The 16,747-nt window shown below is 75.2% G+C and carries 16 protein-coding genes, 1 tRNA gene and 2 pseudogenes; 13 read left to right on the top strand and 6 right to left on the bottom strand.

The genetic code is table 11. From position 1 onward, the window contains the following. Positions 1 to 131: 131 nt before the first annotated feature. Positions 132 to 527 carry a pyridoxamine 5'-phosphate oxidase family protein gene (locus O7598_RS05370; protein ID WP_269690279.1) on the top strand — a complete coding sequence of 132 codons (396 nt, stop codon included), beginning with the start codon at positions 132 to 134 and terminating at the stop codon, positions 525 to 527. 4 nt (positions 528 to 531) lie between these two features. Here the strand turns inward: O7598_RS05370 and O7598_RS05375 are convergent, their stop codons facing one another. Further along, positions 532 to 1,443, bottom strand: a complete 912-nt coding sequence (locus O7598_RS05375; RefSeq protein WP_269690280.1) for a phytanoyl-CoA dioxygenase family protein — start codon at positions 1,441 to 1,443, stop codon at positions 532 to 534. Between the two features lie 90 nt (positions 1,444 to 1,533). On the opposite strand from O7598_RS05375, the gene O7598_RS05380 reads away from it, so the two are divergent. After that, complete coding sequence (locus O7598_RS05380; protein WP_269690281.1) at positions 1,534 to 2,118, top strand: hypothetical protein; 585 nt, start codon at positions 1,534 to 1,536, stop codon at positions 2,116 to 2,118. A gap of 100 nt (positions 2,119 to 2,218) precedes the next feature. After that, positions 2,219 to 2,464: a hypothetical protein gene (locus O7598_RS05385; RefSeq protein WP_269690282.1), complete on the top strand. Its 246-nt coding sequence runs from the start codon at positions 2,219 to 2,221 to the stop codon at positions 2,462 to 2,464. Positions 2,465 to 2,471: 7 nt separating this feature from the next. Here the strand turns inward: O7598_RS05385 and O7598_RS05390 are convergent. Continuing rightward, positions 2,472 to 2,544 (bottom strand) — tRNA-Arg (locus tag O7598_RS05390). Positions 2,545 to 2,713: 169 nt separating this feature from the next. Between O7598_RS05390 and O7598_RS05395 the strand changes: the two genes are divergently transcribed. Then, positions 2,714 to 3,460, top strand: a complete 747-nt coding sequence (locus O7598_RS05395; RefSeq protein WP_269690283.1) for a hypothetical protein — start codon at positions 2,714 to 2,716, stop codon at positions 3,458 to 3,460. A gap of 51 nt (positions 3,461 to 3,511) precedes the next feature. On the opposite strand, the gene O7598_RS05400 is transcribed toward O7598_RS05395, so the two are convergent. Together O7598_RS05400 and O7598_RS05405 are read right to left on the bottom strand one after the other, a co-directional pair. Next, entirely contained in the window at positions 3,512 to 4,549 is a 1,038-nt protein-coding gene (locus O7598_RS05400) for an alpha/beta hydrolase (RefSeq protein ID WP_269690284.1), read from the bottom strand. Positions 4,550 to 4,674: 125 nt separating this feature from the next. Next, positions 4,675 to 5,085 (bottom strand): HPF/RaiA family ribosome-associated protein, encoded by a 411-nt coding sequence (locus O7598_RS05405; RefSeq protein WP_091069469.1) that lies wholly within the window; start codon positions 5,083 to 5,085, stop codon positions 4,675 to 4,677. A gap of 285 nt (positions 5,086 to 5,370) precedes the next feature. On the opposite strand from O7598_RS05405, the gene ssb reads away from it, so the two are divergent. The 3 genes and pseudogenes from ssb (at position 5,371) to O7598_RS05420 (ending at position 9,002) form a co-directional block, all read left to right on the top strand. Next, the gene (gene ssb, locus O7598_RS05410) at positions 5,371 to 6,120 is read left to right on the top strand and encodes a single-stranded DNA-binding protein (protein WP_269690285.1); all 750 of its coding nucleotides are present in this window, start codon (positions 5,371 to 5,373) and stop codon (positions 6,118 to 6,120) included. A 114-nt stretch (positions 6,121 to 6,234) separates the two neighbouring features. Next, a pseudogene (locus O7598_RS05415) lies at positions 6,235 to 7,248 on the top strand (cobalamin biosynthesis protein); the annotation flags it as partial. 197 nt (positions 7,249 to 7,445) lie between these two features. Then, positions 7,446 to 9,002, top strand: a complete 1,557-nt coding sequence (locus tag O7598_RS05420; RefSeq protein ID WP_269690286.1) for a cobyric acid synthase — start codon at positions 7,446 to 7,448, stop codon at positions 9,000 to 9,002. 82 nt (positions 9,003 to 9,084) lie between these two features. Here the strand turns inward: O7598_RS05420 and O7598_RS05425 are convergent, their stop codons facing one another. Then, positions 9,085 to 9,486 (bottom strand): rhodanese-like domain-containing protein, encoded by a 402-nt coding sequence (locus O7598_RS05425; protein ID WP_091069476.1) that lies wholly within the window; start codon positions 9,484 to 9,486, stop codon positions 9,085 to 9,087. Between the two features lie 111 nt (positions 9,487 to 9,597). Between O7598_RS05425 and O7598_RS05430 the strand changes: the two are divergent. The 4 genes and pseudogenes from O7598_RS05430 to O7598_RS05445 form a co-directional block, all read left to right on the top strand. Further along, positions 9,598 to 10,295: pseudogene (locus O7598_RS05430) on the top strand (uridine kinase family protein); the annotation flags it as partial. Then, positions 10,270 to 11,631 (top strand): dipeptidase, encoded by a 1,362-nt coding sequence (locus O7598_RS05435; RefSeq protein ID WP_269690288.1) that lies wholly within the window; start codon positions 10,270 to 10,272, stop codon positions 11,629 to 11,631. The pseudogene O7598_RS05430 and the gene O7598_RS05435, both read left to right, overlap by 26 nt. Before the next feature lie 235 nt (positions 11,632 to 11,866). Then, a complete protein-coding gene (locus O7598_RS05440) occupies positions 11,867 to 12,073 on the top strand; it encodes a hypothetical protein (RefSeq protein ID WP_091069481.1) in 207 nt (68 codons plus the stop codon). Between the two features lie 155 nt (positions 12,074 to 12,228). Then, positions 12,229 to 13,812, top strand: coding sequence for an ATP-dependent DNA ligase (locus tag O7598_RS05445; RefSeq protein WP_269690289.1), 1,584 nt, complete (start codon positions 12,229 to 12,231; stop codon positions 13,810 to 13,812). A 15-nt stretch (positions 13,813 to 13,827) separates the two neighbouring features. On the opposite strand, the gene O7598_RS05450 is transcribed toward O7598_RS05445, so the two are convergent. Beyond that, positions 13,828 to 14,658 (bottom strand): SURF1 family cytochrome oxidase biogenesis protein, encoded by an 831-nt coding sequence (locus O7598_RS05450; protein ID WP_269690290.1) that lies wholly within the window; start codon positions 14,656 to 14,658, stop codon positions 13,828 to 13,830. 135 nt (positions 14,659 to 14,793) lie between these two features. Between O7598_RS05450 and O7598_RS05455 the strand changes: the two genes are divergently transcribed. After that, on the top strand, positions 14,794 to 16,164 hold the full coding sequence (locus O7598_RS05455; RefSeq protein ID WP_269690291.1) for a cobyrinate a,c-diamide synthase: 1,371 nt from the start codon (positions 14,794 to 14,796) through the stop codon (positions 16,162 to 16,164). Continuing rightward, positions 16,161 to 16,730, top strand: coding sequence for a GNAT family N-acetyltransferase (locus O7598_RS05460; RefSeq protein ID WP_269690292.1), 570 nt, complete (start codon positions 16,161 to 16,163; stop codon positions 16,728 to 16,730). The genes O7598_RS05455 and O7598_RS05460 overlap by 4 nt, the downstream gene beginning before the upstream one ends. Positions 16,731 to 16,747 lie beyond the last annotated feature (17 nt).

Genomic DNA, 16,747 nt, shown 5'->3' on the forward strand with positions numbered 1-16,747 from the left:
GGCCGAGACACCCATGACGTTCCACTCAAGAGATCAACAGGCGGCGGGTGGAACGCCATGGGTGTCTGCGTGGACATGAGACGACCATTGCGTTCCACTCGTGGGCGGCGGGGATGTGGTGCACTCTCCGGATGGCTGCCCCACTTCCGGCCGACGTCGACGCCCGGCTCGTCCGGGAGCGGAACGTGTGGCTGTGCACGCTGCGCCCGGACGGCTCCCCGCACGTGACGCCGGTCTGGTTCGTCCACGTCGACGGCATCTGGTGGGTCTGCTGCGAGGCCGGCAGTGTCAAGGCCCGCAACGTGGCGGCGGACCCGCGCGTCTCCCTGGCGCTGGAGAACGGCGACCACCCGGTCGTCGCGGAGGGCGCCGCCCGGCTGCACGGCGACTTCCCGCCCGCCGTCGTCCGGGCCTTCGCCGACAAGTACGACGGGTGGGACATCCGGCAGCCGGTCACGCTGGACAGTGGACGGGTGCTGTTGGAGATCCCGGTCCGGCGGTGGCTGCTCGCCGGTACGGCACACTGACGCCTCAGACCTTCCAGGGTGTCAGGTCCAGGCCCGGATAGCGCTCGGCCACGCCGGCGAGGGTGTCGGCGGTCCAGTAGGGATGGCCCGGTGGTGGGAAGCCGAAGAGCGCGAGCTGCGCCGGGGTCGCCCGGCTCACGAAGCGGTACCAGGCGGGCTCGTGGCTGCGTTCCGCCCAGGCGTGACGGTTGCTCCAGTCCACGGCGGCCGGCCGGAAACCCAAATGCATGGTGTAGCGGGCGCCCCGTGGCGCGGTCATGCCGGTGCCCCGGTGGAACGTGCCGGGCTGGAAGGCGACCACCGTGCCGGCCGGGCCGGCACCGGAGACCTCCGCGTCGTAGAGACGCGGGCTGCCGGTGGATGCGACGAAGTCACCGAACCGCTCGCCCACATCGGTACGGGGATACCAGTTCGGCCGGGCCGGAAGGTCCCGGGTGTGCCGCGTGGCCAGCAGGTGCGGCGGGCCGAGGCCCTCGGGCACGTCGACGAGGTAGACAAACATCTCCAGCTGCCGGTGCTCGGGCGTGTCCGTCGGCACCAGCAGGGTGTGGTTGAGGTAGTCGCGGTGCAGCTCCTGGTCGTAGTCGGCCGCTCCGGTGAACTTCGCCCAGGCCTCGGCCGAGTAGACCCGGAGATCCTCGGTGGCGAGCAACGCGCGCGCCAGCCGCACCAGGCGGTCGCCCACCGCAAGCAGGCTGAGTGCGACGCTGTCGAACGGAAAGCCCTGGATGCCGGCGAACTCGTCGCCGAGATAGCGGTCCCGCCGCGGATCCGTCCCGTCGTGGAAGCCGTCCGGCGACGGGAACATCGTCTCCAACTCGTCGAGCGCGGGCGCCAGGTCCGCAGCCGGGAGGTAACCGGGCAGGACGACGAACCCCTCGGTCTCCCACTCGTTCCGCACGGCGTCGTCGATCATCCGGGAAGTATCCCGACGGATCCACCGACGTGCATCCGATTTCCGCGCCGGCGTGGTAGACCGGTACGAGAGTCCGGACGGGGGCAGACCATGGCCGAAACGCGAGCCTTCTGGCTCGACGAGAACGTCGATCGTGAGCGCGGCACCGGCGGACGCGGCCGCTACGAGGCCGAGGTGCTCAGACGTACCGATGAATTCGCCGACACGTGGGGCGACATCGCGCCGGTCGCCTTCGCCGCGACCGCCTGGCGGGTGGCCGTCGAGCTGTCACCCGGCTACGTACGCTGGCACCGGCGGATCGTGGCCGCGACCTGCGCGCCGAGCCCGTGGGACGGCAGTCTGATCTGTGCCGTCACGGTGATCTCCCGGTGGCCGGCCGAACTCACCTGGAGCCGGCAGTGGCAGCGCGACCGGGGCTGGCGGGACTGGCCCCAGTTGTTCGGCCAGTACACGACGCCGACCGACCAGGACCTGACCCGCAGCCCGCACCTGCGCGCCACGCTCCAGGTGGAGGCGCCCGTCCCGCTCGGCGACCTGCCGCCGGCACCCGACGGACCCGGCGACTCCGTGGCGGCCACGGCGCGGCGCGCGGTCGTCGTGCTGACCCGGGAACTCAACGACCTGCTCCACCCGGTGATCGGTCAACTGGAGGCGGGCGTGCCGGCCGACTCGTGACCGTCCGCCGGTCGCCGGCGGCAGCGACATGCGCCCGATGGTCCCGCTCGGCTCGGGTGGCTGGTCAACCAGATCTCCGATGACGGGCTAGCCTGGCCCGGTGGGCGAGCTTCTGGCGATCGTGCTGGTCGTCGGCTGCCTGGCGGGCACCCTGGGCCTTCTCGCCTGGCTGGCGGCCCGGGTTCGCCGCCGCGGGGTCGGCGACAACGTGATGGGCCCGTTCGAGGAGATCTGGCATCCGGCCGCCCACCGGTACCGTGCCGAGGTCAAGGTGCACGAGGAACGGGTGGTGCCGCTGCCGTCCGCCGGAGATCCGGGAGGGCGAGGTGGGAGCGCCTCCGGGTAGGTGCGAGTGCGCCCGGCAGGATTCGAACCTGCGGCCTTGGGATTAGAAGTCCCCTGCTCTATCCGCTGAGCTACGGGCGCGCGCCGACGATCGTCGCGCCAAGAGGGTACCGCCGGCCCCGGCCCGGCCGGGGGTACGGGTCGAGCGCGCCCACGTCGCCGCCAGCGTCCCACGCCGAGGCCGAACCCGGCATCGGAGTTACGGCGGGTCCCGGGCCGGCGGGCACACCCCGGTCCGTACCCTCGGCGGATGCTTCTCGACCAGGAAACCGAGAACGAGATCGTCTTCGAGCTGTGCCAGCACCTCGGGCGGTCGATCCTGCCCGTCGCCGGGTCGGACGGGCCCGGAGCGCCGGCCGGCACGGTCGGTACCGCCTTCTTCTTCAGCGAGCTGGTCGGCGCCACCGACGACGGGGAGGTCGCGCACGAGTGGCTGCTCACCGCCGAGGTGCTCACCGACCGGCCGTACGGGGAGATCCTGCTCCGGCCCAGCGTCACCGAGCCGGCCGAGGGGGCGGCGGAGCCGATCGAGCTGCCCGGTTTCGCCGACCACTGGCTGCGCCTGCCGGAGTTGGGGGTGGCCGCGATGCCGACCGGCGGGCTGCACGGCCACGCCGACGACCAGGGCTGGCGCTGGCGTACCCAGCAGGTCACCGAGGCGGTGGCCGCGCCGGCCGACGCGGTGGCGCGGATCGGCGCGATGCCCGGTTCGGCGTTCGTGCTGGCCCTGGGGGTCTCCGAGGACGGGTCACGGCCGTTGGAGGCGGTGGTCCAACAGGTCGCGCGGGACGGCGACGAGGTGCGGGTCACCGTCGAGCTGCCCGCCGGGTACGTGGGTGCGCCGGTGTTCGCGGTCGAGGCGGGGCCGGAGGGCGGTGTGGTCCCGCGCTGCCTGGGCGTGCTGCTGCCGCCGCGCGACGGCGGGCACCCGGTCGCCACGTTCGACCGGATCCGGTCGGCGCTCGCCGAGGTCGTGCGAGGAGGGGCCCCTTCTTGACGCCTCCGGTAGAGCGGGGGCCCCTTCTCACCGCCACCAGTGGCCGGCGGCTCAGCCCTCGGCGCCGGCGGCAGCCCGTGCGTCGGCTGGTTCGTCGGTCGGGCGGCGTGCGGCCGGCGGCGTGGGCTCCGGCTCGGTGGGGCCGGCGCGGAGGAAACCCTCCGCCCACCGGCCGACCTCCGCGAAGACCTTCTCGCGTACGCCGGGGCTGGACAGCGTGAGGTCGTGCAGCCCGCCGTCGAAGCGGGCCACTGTGACGTGCCGGCCCAGCCGGGGCGCCCAGCGCACCATGTGCTCCACGTCGAGCACCGCGTCGGCCCCGGTGGCGCTCTCGTGCCACTTCGCGCCCCGGAAGCTGCGGGTGGAGCAGGCCAGCAGCACCGGCACCTCGATGGTCAGCCCGGCCCGCAGCCGGCGCTGACCGGTGCGGATCGCGTTCAGCCAGCCGGCCCGGACCGGGAACCCGGCGAGCGGCTTCCACGCCAGGTCGTAGCGCCACTCGCCGCGGTGGTCGGCGTGCAGGCTCTCGCCGTACACGGTGCCGAGCCCGAACGGCAGGATGCGCTGCGGCGCCCGGCGGCCCAGACGGGCGACGGCGGCCGCGAGCGGTCGACGGACCGCCCAGGGGGCGTTGATGTCGAAGAAGGGGCTGTTCAGCACGATGCCGTCGACCAGGCCGGCGTCGCGGCGGGCGTCCGCCCAGAGCGAGATGATCAGGCCGCCGGTCGAGTGGCCCATGGCGAGCAGCGTCTCGTGCCCCTCGTCGGCGCGAATGATCTCCGCGGCGGCGTCCAGCTCGGGGAAGTAGTCGCTGAGGTCGCGGCAGAAGTTCGGGGTCTGGTGCGGGAGCAGACTGCGGCCGTACTTGCGCAGGTCGAGGGCGTAGAAGTCCCAGCCCCGCTCGGCGAAGAAGTCGGCCACGTGGGTCTGGAAGAAGTAGTCGACGAAGCCGTGCACGTAGAGCACGGCCCGGCCGGTCGGGCGGTCCGCGCGCCGGCGGACCAGGGTCGCGACCACCGGCCCCTCGTCGTCGGTGCCCAGCTCGATCGTGCGCCGCTCGTAGGGCGCTCCCAGCACGTCCGGTTCCACGACCGCGACGGTACGCCGCCGAGCTACCCGGCGGTAGGGGCGTAAGGCGAGGGCCACGCCTGAAACCTGGGCCGAGCGCGGGACCCCCGCCCGCCGGCACCGAGCGGGCGGGGGCGTACGGGAACTCAGGCGGTCTCGGTGTCCTGCCGCAACGCGTCCTCCAGCGGGACGGGATCGGGCTGCTCCGTCGCGCGCAGGTGCTTGTTGCTGCGCGGCTCCTGCCGGGTCTTCGCGTCGTTGAGCTTCCGGCGCAGGTCGTCCCGGACGTCGTTCAACGCGGCGTGCAGGTCCTCCTCGGTCGAGGTGGTGACGATCTTCTGCCGGCCGGCCACCCAGCACTCCAGGGTCACCTTCTGACCCCGGGCCTCGCGGTCCTTGACCGACACCTCCAGTTCGGTGGCGTCGGCGTGGAAGCCGGCGAGCCGGGCGTCCAGCGTCGCGAACTGCTCGGCGATCCAGTTGCGGTCGCCCTGCGAGAACCCGGCACCGACCCGCAGGCACTCGCCCACGGTCGCGGGGTTCGCCACGGCGCTCATCGCCCTGCCTCGCGGACGTCTCGGAGAAGCATCGGCGCTCCCTTTCTCTCGGTTGATCAAGTACTTACCCAACCGGCGCGATTCCGGAACGCCTCCCGCCGGTCACGTTCCGATCATGTGTCGCCGCAGGTCGGCCCCGTAGGGCCCATCGGCCTAGCAGACGGGGACCTTGATCAGGCGGTTGTCCACAAGCCGTCCGTCGTCCACAGGCGCGGGGTCGGAGGGCTGCCCGGGCGGCCCGGTTCGGCCCACGCTCACCCGGACAACCGATCCCTGGGAGGGGCGATGTTCGATACCTACGTCACGATTGTCGGCAACGTGCTGACCGCGCCCGAGTGGCGCCGCACCACGCAGAGCGGAACGCTGGTGGCCAACTTCAAGGTCGCCTCGACCGCTCGCCGGCTCGACCGGGACAGCGGCCGCTGGGTCGACGGCAACAGCCTGCGGGTGCGGGTGAACTGCTGGCGACGGCTGGCCGAGGGGGTGGCGGCGTCGGTGGCCCTGGGTGACCCGGTGATCGTCGCCGGCCGCCTCTACACCCGCGACTGGACCGACGAGGCCGGCAACCATCGCACGCTCTACGAGCTGGAGGCGGTCGCGGTCGGGCACGACCTGTCCCGGGGGCGGGCCCGTTTCCTGCGCAACCAGCCGCGCGCGGCCACCAGCTCGGTCGAGGACGCCGAGGCGGAGCAGCGCGTGCACGGTGAGGCGACCGAGCCGGTGCCCGACGAGCAGGCCCCGACCACGTTCGACGCCCGGCCGTTCGACGACGACTTCCCGGCGCCGGAGTTCGGGGCGGCACATGTCGGTCTCACCGGCACGCTCGACCGGACGGCCGAACTCGACCCGTTCGACGCTCGGTCCGGGGAGTCGGGGGATGGCGAGGAGGAGGGAGACAAGCCGGTCGCGGCCGAGGACGACGAGCTGACCGAGGTCGGGCTGCCCGTCGACGACGGGCCGAGGGCTGCGGGGTCCGACGGCGACGGGTCCGCCTCGGGGCGCCGCGGCCGACGGCGTAGCACGGTGTCCGTCTGAGGCCTGGGCCGTGCGACGGGGGCGCGGGGTGGCGACGTCGGCGTGGCCACCCCGCGGTACGGCGGTGCGGCGCCCCGCGGTGCGGTTAGGCTGGCCGGCCGGAGGTGGTGACGGGTGCGGCAGGCGACCGCCATGGCGAACGCGACCGGGTTGGCGGCGGGCTACGCGCTCGACGCGCTGCTCGGCGACCCGCGCAGGTGGCATCCGGTGGCCGGCTTCGGCCAGGCGGCCGGCGCGCTGGAGCGACGGATCTACCGCCCCCGGCGGTCGGCCGGGGCCGCGTTCACGGCGCTGGCGGTCGGCGCGCCGGCGCTCCTCGGCGCCGCCGCCGCGCTGGCCACCCGACGTCACCCGGTGGCCCGGGCCGCGCTGGTGGCCGCCGGCACCTGGACGGTGCTGGGCGGACGGACCCTGCGGCACGAGTCGCGGGTGATGGGGCGGTCGCTGCGTCGCGCCGACCTGCCCGCCGCCCGGGCCCGTCTCGGCCACCTGTGCGGGCGGGACCCGTCCGCCCTGGACGAGTCGGAGCTGGCCCGCGCCACTGTCGAGTCGGTCGCCGAGAACACCTCCGACGCGGTGGTCGCGCCGCTGGTGTGGGGGGCGGTCGCCGGGCTGCCCGGCCTGCTCGGCTACCGGGCGGCGAACACGCTCGACGCCATGGTCGGTCACCGCTCACCCCGGTACGCCCGTTTCGGCACCCCGGCCGCGCGGCTGGACGACCTGCTCAACCTGGTGCCGTCCCGGTTGACCGGTCTGCTCACGGTGGCCGTCGCGCCGGTGGTGCACGGGGACCGGGCGACGGCCTGGCACGTCTGGCGGCGGGACCGGGCCGACCATCCGAGCCCGAACGCCGGGCAGTGCGAGGCGGCGATGGCGGGCGCGCTCGGCGTCCGGCTGGGCGGGCGCAACGTCTACTTCGGCCGCTCCGAGACGCGGCCGTTCCTCGGTGACGGCCCCCGTCCGGAGGCGCGACACCTGAAGCGGGCGGCCCGGGTCTCCGGCGCGGTGAGCCTGGCCGCGCTCGGGTTGGCCGCGCTCTATCCGGTGACCGTGGGCCGGCTGGCCGGCGCCACCGCCCGCGCCGCGCTGCGCGCGCTCACCGGCGCTCCCGGGCGCACGGTCCGCGGCGCCGCCGGGCGCACGCTCACCGGCACCATCGGGCACACGTTCAGCGGCGCCGCCGGGCGCACGCCCATCGGCACCATCGGGCACACGATCAGCGGCGCCGCCGGACGCACGCTCGGTCCTCCCGGGCGCGACGGGCAGGGCCGCGTCGGGATCGCCGGCGGCGCGCGCATCGCGCGTGGCGGCCGGGGGAGCGGGCGGTGAGCGGCGGGCTGCTGGTCGCCGGCACCACCTCCGACGCCGGCAAGAGCGTGCTCACCGCCGGGATCTGCCGCTGGCTGCGCCGCCAGGGGGTCCGGGTGGCGCCGTTCAAGGCGCAGAACATGTCCAACAACTCGGCAGTGGTGGTCGGCCCGGACGGCCGGGGTGGGGAACTCGGCCGGGCCCAGGCCATGCAGGCCGCCGCCGCCGGGCTCGCGCCCGATCTGCGCTTCAACCCGGTGCTGCTCAAACCGGGCAGCGACCAGGCCAGCCAGGTGGTGCTGCTCGGCGAGGCGGTCGACACGATCACCGCCGGCAACTTCCACACGCTGCGGCCCCGGCTCGCCGCCACCGCGTATGCGGCGCTGGCCGAGTTGCGGACCGAGTACGACGCGGTGATCTGCGAGGGCGCGGGCAGCCCCGCGGAGATCAACCTGCGGGCCGGCGACTACGTCAACATGGGGCTGGCCCGCCAGGCCGGCCTGCCCGCGATCGTGGTCGGCGACATCGACCGGGGCGGGGTGTTCGCCTCGATGTTCGGCACCGTGGCCCTGCTCGACGCGGCCGACCAGGCGCTGGTCGCCGGCTTCGTGATCAACAAGTTCCGGGGTGACGTCGGGTTGCTCCGGCCCGGTCTGGACATGCTGCGCCAGGTCACCGGCCGACCCACCTACGGCGTGCTGCCGTGGGCGCTGGACCTGTGGTTGGACGCGGAGGACTCGCTCGCGTACGGGCGGGTGCTCGGCCGGCCGGCGGCGCCGCGCGGCACGGACTGGCTCGACGTCGCAGTGGTCCGGCTGCCCCGGATCAGCAACGCCACCGACGTCGAGGCGCTCGCCACCGAGCCGGGGGTGCGGGTGCGGCTGACCGTCGAGCCGGCCGAACTGGCCGCCGCCGACCTGGTGGTGCTGCCCGGCTCCAAGTCGACCGTCGCCGACCTGGCCTGGCTGCGGGAGAGCGGGTTGGCCGACGCGGTGCGGGCGCACGCCGCCGCCGGCCGTCCGCTGCTCGGCATCTGCGGCGGGTTCCAGATGCTCGGCCGGGCGATCCACGACCCGGTGGAGAGCCGGCAGGGCAGCGTGCCCGGCCTCGGGCTGCTGCCCGTCGAGATCACCTTCGATCCGCGCAAGACGGTCCGCCGGGCCGAGGGCGCCGCGGCCGGGGACGTGCCGGTGCACGGGTACGAGATCCACCACGGTCGGGTCTCCGCCGCCGACCCGGGGCTGCCGCCGCTGCTGCGCTACGCCGACGGCACCGGCGAGGGCGCCCGGCTCGGCGCGGTGTACGGGACGCACTGGCACGGGGCGTTCGAGTCCGACGCGTTCCGCCGCCGGTTCCTCACCGAGGTCGCCGAGGCGGCCGGTCGGACCGGCTTCAAGGCGGCGCCGGACACGTCGTTCGCGGCGGTTCGGGAACGGACGCTGGACCTGCTCGGCGACCTGGTGGAGGAGCACCTCGACACCGGCGCGCTGTGGCGGCTGATCGAGGACGGCCCGCCGCCGGGCCTGCCGTTCGTGCCGCCCGGCGCGCCCGGGCAACCGCCCGGCCCGTCCTGACCGGAGCGGTCCCGCGGCACCCGGGCGGGGCGGTCCGGCGGCAGCCGAGGCGGGCGGGTCGGTGACACCCGGGCGGGGCGGGTCAGTGGCGCACGTCGGCCGGGCGGTCGGACATCGGCAGGCCGGCCTCCCGCCAACCCTGCACGCCGCCGATCATGTCGGTGGCGTGCCGCAGGCCGAGCGTCTGGAGGCTGGCGGCGGCCAGGCTGGAGCTGAAGCCCTGCCGGCAGGCCACCACGATCTCGCGGTCGTAGCCGATCGCCTCCGGGATGCGCCACTCGCTGGCCGGGTCGAGCCGCCACTCCAGCACGGTGCGGTCGATGACGATCGCGCCGGGCAGCTCACCCTCCTCGCGACGCTGCGCCTCGGTGCGCGTGTCGATCAGCAGCGCGCCGTTGCGGACCGCCTCGACGGTCTCGTGCGGGGTGAGCCGGCGGAGACCGGCGCGGGCCTGTTCCAGGAGGGCGTCGACGCCCGGACACATCACGTCATGGAGCACCCCCAGATCATGCCCGTGGCCCGGCGACACCGCCGGGCGAAACGGCCCGCCCGGGTCGCAGGATCCAGCGGACGGGGGAACGTTAGCGTCGGTCGGGTGAACGTCGCGGTGGTCGAGGCGTACGCCGGACTGGTCCGGCGGGTGCTGGCCGGGCCGGCGCGGTTGGGGCGTACCCGGCTGGTGGCGGTGGACGGGCCGAGCGGCGCGGGCAAGAGCGTGTTCGCGACGCGCCTCGCGGAGGCGTTCGCGGCGACCGGCGGCGAGCGGCCGCCGCTGGTCCGCACCGACGACCTGCTCGACGGCTGGGACGACCAGCTCACGTTCTGGACGCGGCTGGAGGAGTGGGTGCTCGGGCCGGTGCGGGCCGGCCGGGCGGGCGGCTACCGCCGGTACAGCTGGGTCCGTCGGCGTTTCCTGGAGCGAGTGGTGCCGGTGCCGGCGGCGCCGGTGCTGATCGTCGAGGGGGTGAGCGCCGCGCGCGCCGCCGTACGTCCCGAGCTGACGCTCTCCGCGCTCGTCACCGCGCCGGCCGAGCTGCGGCTGTCCCGGGCGCTGGCCCGCGACGGCGCGGGGGTCCTGCCCGAGTTGCGCCGCTGGCACGCCGGCGAGCGGGCGCACTTCGCCGCCGACGGCACCGAGGCGGCGGTGGACCTGGTCGTCGACGGCGCTCCCGACCTGCCGCACGACCCGGACCGCTACTTCGTGCGGCACGGTCGGCGTCCGGGCTCGGACGGCGTGGCCGGGTAAGGCCGGCATACGATTCCGGTCATGACCACTCCGATCATCTCCGAGTCCGAGGTGCGGGCCGCCGTCGAGCGGGAACTGCCCGGCGTCCGTGCCGACCTCGAACGACTCGTCCGCATCCCGGGCATCGCCTTCGAGGGCTTCGACCACTCGCACGTGGAGCGTTCCGCCGAGGCGGTGGCGGAGCTGCTGCGCGGTTGCGGCCTGGACACCCGGATCGTCCGCTCCGGCGGCCAGCCGGCGGTGATCGGGACGAAGGCGGCTCCGGCCGGCGCGCCCACCGTGCTGCTCTACGCCCACCACGACGTGCAGCCGGTCGGCGACCGGTCGCTGTGGGAGTCCGACCCGTTCGAGCCGGTGGAGCGCGACGGCCGTCTCTACGGTCGGGGTGCGGCCGACGACAAGGCCGGCATCATGGCGCACGTCGCCGCGCTGCGCGCGTTCGGCGACCGGCTGCCGGTCGGCGTGGTGCTGTTCGTCGAGGGCGAGGAGGAGTACGGCTCGGACTCGCTGGAGCGGCTGCTCGCCGAGCACCGCGACGACCTGGCCTCGGACGTCATCGTGATCGCCGACTCCACCAACTGGGACGTCGGGGTGCCGGCGTTGACCACCTCGCTGCGCGGCATCGTGAACTGCTTCGTGGAGGTGCGCACGCTCGACCACGCGGTGCACAGCGGCATGTTCGGCGGCGCCGTGCCGGATGCGCTCACCGCGCTGGTGAGGCTACTCGGCACGCTGCACGACGACGCCGGCGACGTCGCGGTGGACGGGCTGGCCACCCGGGAGGGCGCGAGCGTCGACTACCCGGAGGACCGGTTCCGTGCGGAGGCCGGCCTGGTCGACGGCGCGCGGCTGTTCGGCACCGGCCGGATCACCGACCGGCTCTGGACGAAGCCGGCGTTGGCGATCCTCGGCGTCGACGCGCCGGCCACCGGAGAGGCGCCGAACGCGCTGGTCCCGGCCGCGAAGGCGAAGCTGAGCGTACGGCTGGCGCCGGGCGACGACCCGAAGAAGGCGTACGCGGCGCTGACCGCGCACCTGGAGCGGAACGCGCCGTGGGGCGCGCAGGTGACGGTGACGTTCGAGCACGACGGCGCGCCCTGCGTGATCGACGCGAGTGGCCCGATGTTCGACGCAGCGCGGGCGGCGTTCCGGGGCGCCTGGGACGGCACCGACCCGGTCGACATCGGGGTGGGTGGCTCGATCCCGTTCATCGCCACGTTCCAGGAGATGTTCCCGCAGGCGGCGATCCTGGTGACCGGCGTGGAGGACCCGCACGCCCGGGCGCACGGGCCGAACGAGAGCCTGCACCTGGGCGAGTTCGCCCGGGTCTGCCTGGCCGAGGCGCTGCTGCTGGCGAAGGTGGCCGAGGCGGGCCGCGCCTGACCGGGGGGCAGACGACGGGCGATGCGCGCGCGTCGTCACGGTGGGTGACGCTGGCGATGAGGCGACGAGGTGGAAAGCGATATACCCCAAAAGTCATAATTATGCCTCTGCGGTATGTCGCTCCCGGCCGGTGTCTATGTCCGGTCCCGACACGCACGGTGTCGAAACCGTAACTTCGAGATGGATGTCGCACTTTGCGGCGTGTCGCCCGGCCGGGTGTTATAGCCTTTCGAACATGCGTACGAACGACGAGATGGCGCGGCTCCAGGCCGCTGTCCGTGCTCTGGGGGACGTCGACGTCTCCGCGTGGCCCGAGGCCACGCTCAAGGAACAGCTCGGTGAGCTGTCGGCCACGCTGGTCACGCTCGACGCGCTGCTCACCCGGGTCGCCGAGGGGGTGCGCGGGCGCGGCCTGCGGGTCGAGGAGCCGGTCTCGGCCTGATCTTCGGTGCGCCGGAAGCGGCCCGGCGCGCGAGGCCCGGCGACCGGCACGACGGGCCTCGCGCGTCCGGGCGTCCGGCGGTCCGGCGCACCCGAATCGGTGCGCCGGGCCGCCGGAACCGCCCCGGTGTCACCGCCGGCTGGCAGGATGTGGACGTGCGTTTCGCGGAACTGGCGGCCACCTCGGCCGCGGTGGGCGCCACCGGTGGCCGGCGCGCCAAGGTGGAGCTGCTGGCCGCCGCGCTGCGCGCGCTCGACCCGGGCGAGATCCCGGCCGGCGCCGGCTACCTCGCCGGTGAGCTGCGGCAGCGGCAGACCGGCGTCGGTTGGGCGGCGCTGCGGGACCTGCCACCGCCGGCGGCCGAGCCGACCCTGACCGTGACCGCCGTCGACGCGGGGATCGAGGAGATCTCCCGGGTCGGCGGCGCCGGCTCCCAGGCCCGACGGCGGGAGCTGGTCGGCCGGCTGTTCGCCGCGGCCACCGCCGACGAGCAGCGCCTGCTGGTCGGCCTGTTCCGCGGCGAGCTGCGGCAGGGCGCACAGGCCGGCCTGCTCGCCGAGGCGGTGGCCCGGGCCGCCGACGTGCCGGTCCCGGCCGTCCGGCGGGCCCTGCTTCTCGCCGGTGACCTGCGGGCGGTGGCGGTCGCGGCGCTCACCGGCGGCGCTGCCGCCCTGGCCGGGTTCGGGCTCCAGGTGGGCCGTCCGCTCGCGCCCATGCTGGCCCAGAGCGCGCCCTCGGTCGACGAGGCGCTCACCGCGACCGGCGCGCCGGCCGTGGTCGACGTCAAGCTCGACGGCATCCGCATCCAGGTGCACCGCTCCGGGTCGGACATCGCGGTCTTCACCCGCAGCCTCGACGAGATCACCGGCCGGCTGCCCGAGGTGGTGGCCGCCGTCCGCGCGCTGCCCGCCCGCGAGCTGGTGCTCGACGGCGAGGCGATCGGGCTGGACGCCGCCGGCCGGCCGCTGCCGTTCCAGCAGACGTCGAGCCACGCGGCGCGGCGCACCACGCCCAGCACCACCGGTCGGGCCCCGGTCGCGCCCGCCGTGCTGGCCGCCGCCGAGCGGGCCGGCGAGCCGGTGCTCACCCCGTACTTCTTCGACCTGCTGCACCTCGACGGCGCCGACCTGATCGACCTGCCCGGGCGGGAGCGGTGGGCGACGCTGGCCCGCGCGGTCGACCCGGCGCTGCTGGTCGGCCGGGTGGAGGTGGACGACGCGGAGCAGGCCGCCGCCGCGTTCGCCGCGGCGGTCGACGCCGGGCAGGAGGGCGTGGTGGTCAAGGACCCGGCCGCGCCCTACGACGCCGGGCGGCGCGGCGCGGCCTGGGTCAAGGTCAAGCCCCGGCACACGCTCGACCTGGTGGTGCTCGCGGTCGAGTGGGGCAGCGGCCGGCGTCAGGGTTGGCTGTCCAACCTGCACCTCGGCGCCCGTGACCCGGGCAGCGGCGAGTTCGTCATGCTGGGCAAGACGTTCAAGGGGCTCACCGACGAGACGCTGCGGTGGCAGACCGAGCGCTTCCTGTCGCTGGCCGTGGAGAAGGGCGACTGGGTGGTGCGGGTCCGCCCGGAGCAGGTGGTCGAGATCGCGTTCGACGGGGTGCAGACGAGCAGCCGCTACCCGGGCGGGATGGCGCTGCGCTTCGCCCGGGTGGTGCGTTACCGCGACGACAAGACCGCCGCCGAGGCGGACACGATCGACGCGGTCCGGGCGATCCACGCCGGCCGGGTCACCGGCTGAGCCCGCGGTCCCGCCTCAGGAGGTGGCGGGGCCGGCGGCGGCCGGTTCGGCGGCCCGGTCGACCGGCAGGCGCGGGCCGTCCAGGCCGGCCCGACGGCGAGCCTCCCGGCGCGCCACCCAGCCGTAGCCGACCAGGCTCATCACCGCGAAGATCCACCACTGCCACACGTAGCCGAAGTTCTGCCAGTTGTTGGTGTGCCCGATCGGCACCGCCCGGAAGGCCGGGTCGGCGGCCGGCGTCTGCCCGTCCAGCAGTACGTAACCGCCGGTCACCGGATAGGGCAGCTGCTTCGCCAGGCGGGCGACGTCGATCCGTCGAGCCTCCAGCTTGCCGTCGCGTCGGGCGACGCCGCCGCCACCGCTCTCGCTGCCGACCACTCGGCCGGTGACTGTCACCTCGCCGGTCGGCGCCGCCGGCACCGACGGCTGGACGGTCGCGCCGCCGCCCGGGACCGGCGGGATCCAGCCGCGATCGACGAGCACCGCGCTGCCGTCGGCGAGCACCAGCGGGGTGAGCACCTCGAAGCCGACAGTGCTGTCCACGGTCCGGCCGCGGATCAGCACGTCGTTCGCGCTGTCGTAGCGACCGGTGGCGGTGACCCGGCTCCAGGTGAGCCGCTCGGCCGGGGCCGGGCCGACGCTGCCGGCGGCGCCGGTCGGCGCGGGCAGGGCGTCGCGCAGCGGCGCGGGGGTCATCGTGGCGCCGGCGTCGATCCGTTCGTTGATCGCCGTGCGGCCGTGGTAGCGGTCCAGCTGCCAGTTGCCCAGGAACACCATCACCGCGGCGGCCACCAGGGTCAGCGCGAGGTAGCCGAGCCAGCGCGGGGTCAGCAGGAACCGGTACACGTTGGCAAAGGCTACCCGTATGAGCGGGGCCACTCGTGGCTGCCGGCGGAATCCCGGCACCCGGGCGGACGCCGCGCGTCGGGCCGGGCGGGTATGGTCACGCGGGCGGAAATCCCCCGGATCCAGGAGTCGATGATGACCGACGTGCCCCGCGTCGTGCTGAGCGCACCCTCCTCGGGGCACGGCACCGGTGCCCTCTCCCTCGGCCTGCTCGCGGCCCTGGCCGACCGGGAGCTGCCGGTCGCCGGGTTCAAGGTCGGGCCGGACCAGGTCGACGCGGCATACCTCGGGTTGGCCGCCGGCCGGCCGGGGCGCACGCTCGACCCGCGCCTGGTCGGCCCGGAGCGGATCGCCCCGCTCTTCGCGCACGGCGCGGCCGGGGCCGGGTTCGCGCTGGTCCAGGGCACCATGGGCCTCTACGACTCGGTCGCCGGCCGGCCGGAGAGCGAGTCCACGGCCGCCGTCGCCACCGCGCTGCGCAGCCCGGTGGTGCTGGTGGTGGACGTGGCCGCGATGGGCCAGTCGGTGGCCGCGCTGGTGCACGGCTTCCGGGCGTACGACGAACAGCTCTGGCTGGGCGGCGTGATCCTCAACCGGGTGGCCTCGCCCCGGCACGAGGAGCTGCTGCGCGAGGCGCTGGACGACGTCGGGGTGCCGGTCTACGGCGCGTTGCGCCGGCACGAGCTGCCTCCGGTGCTGCCCGCCCGCCGGCACGGCGCCGCACCGGTGGTGCGCGGCGACGTCGAGGCCGAGCGCGGGGTGCGCCGGCTCGGTGAGGCGGTGGCCGCCACCGTCGACCTGGACCGGCTCCTGACGCTGGCCCGCTCCGCGCCCGCGCTGACCGTCGGGCCCTGGTCGGCCGAGCCGGCGGACGGGCCGTCCGAGGTTGGCGGGCGGCCGGTGGTGGCGCTGGCCGGTGGTCCGGCCGGCAGCTACAGCCACCCGGAGACGGTCGAGCTGCTGCGCGCCGCCGGCGCCGAGGTGATCACGTTCGACCCGCTGCACGACGAGGCGCTGCCCGCCGGGGCCCGCGCGCTCGTCGTCGGCGGCGGGCTCCCCGAGGCGTACGCGGAGCAGCTCTCCGCCAACCGCCGGCTCTGCATCGCGGTGGCCGAGCTGGCCCGCTCCGGCCGCCCGGTGGTCGCCGAGGGCGCCGGCCTGCTGTGGCTGGCCCGCGAGCTGGACGGCCTGCCGATGTGCGGGGTGCTCGACGCGGTCGGCACGGTCCGGGACGGCCTGGTCGTCGGCTACCGGGAGGCCACCGCGGTCACCGACAGCGTGGTGGCGCCGGCCGGCGTCACGGTGACCGGGCACAAGCAGCACGCGGCGGTGCTCACCCCGCGCGCCGGTGACCGCCCGGCCTGGCAGTGGGGTGGCGGCACCCCGGAGGGCTTCGTCCACCACGGCGTGCACGCCTCGCAGCTCGTGCCGCACTGGGCCGCGCTTCCCGGGGTGGCCGAGCGCCTGGTGGCCGCCGCCCGGACACCCGCGGCGGCGCCCGCGTGATCGGTCAGGTGGCGGTACGCCGGTTCCCGGCGCTGACCGTGTCCACCCCGCGCACGGAGGTGCGCCGGCTCACCGCGGCGGACGCGGCGGCCGTGGACGAGGTGTTCGCCGACCGGCAGACGCAGCGCTGGTTGCCGCTGGCCGAGGCGGCCGGGCAGATCGACGGGCGGGCCTGGTGCACCGAGCTGGCCCGGCAGCGGCGGGACAGCGGCGACGGCGACCACTGGGCGGTGGTCCGCCGGGAGGACCAGCGGGTCGTCGGCTGCCTCTGGACCCGTCGCACCGACTGGGGGGCGCGGCTCACCGAGGTGTCGTACGCGATCGCGCCGCAGGCCCGGGGCTTCGGCCTGGCCGCGGAGGCGGTGGACGGGGTGGCGATCGCGTTGATCCTGGAGCACGGGTTCCACCGGGTGGAACTGCGGGTGGCGCCGGGCAACGTCGCCTCGCGGCGGGTCGCCGAGAAGGCCGGCTTCAGCTACGAGGGCCTGCTGCGCAACGCCGGTTTCGTCCGCGGTGCCCGGGTCGACCTGGAGCTGTGGTCGTTCGTGGCCGCCGACCTGCGCTGACGTCGATCAGGGAGTTC

The sequence above is a fragment of the Micromonospora sp. WMMC241 genome, assembly GCF_027460165.1.
Lineage (GTDB): Bacteria > Actinomycetota > Actinomycetes > Mycobacteriales > Micromonosporaceae > Micromonospora > Micromonospora humi.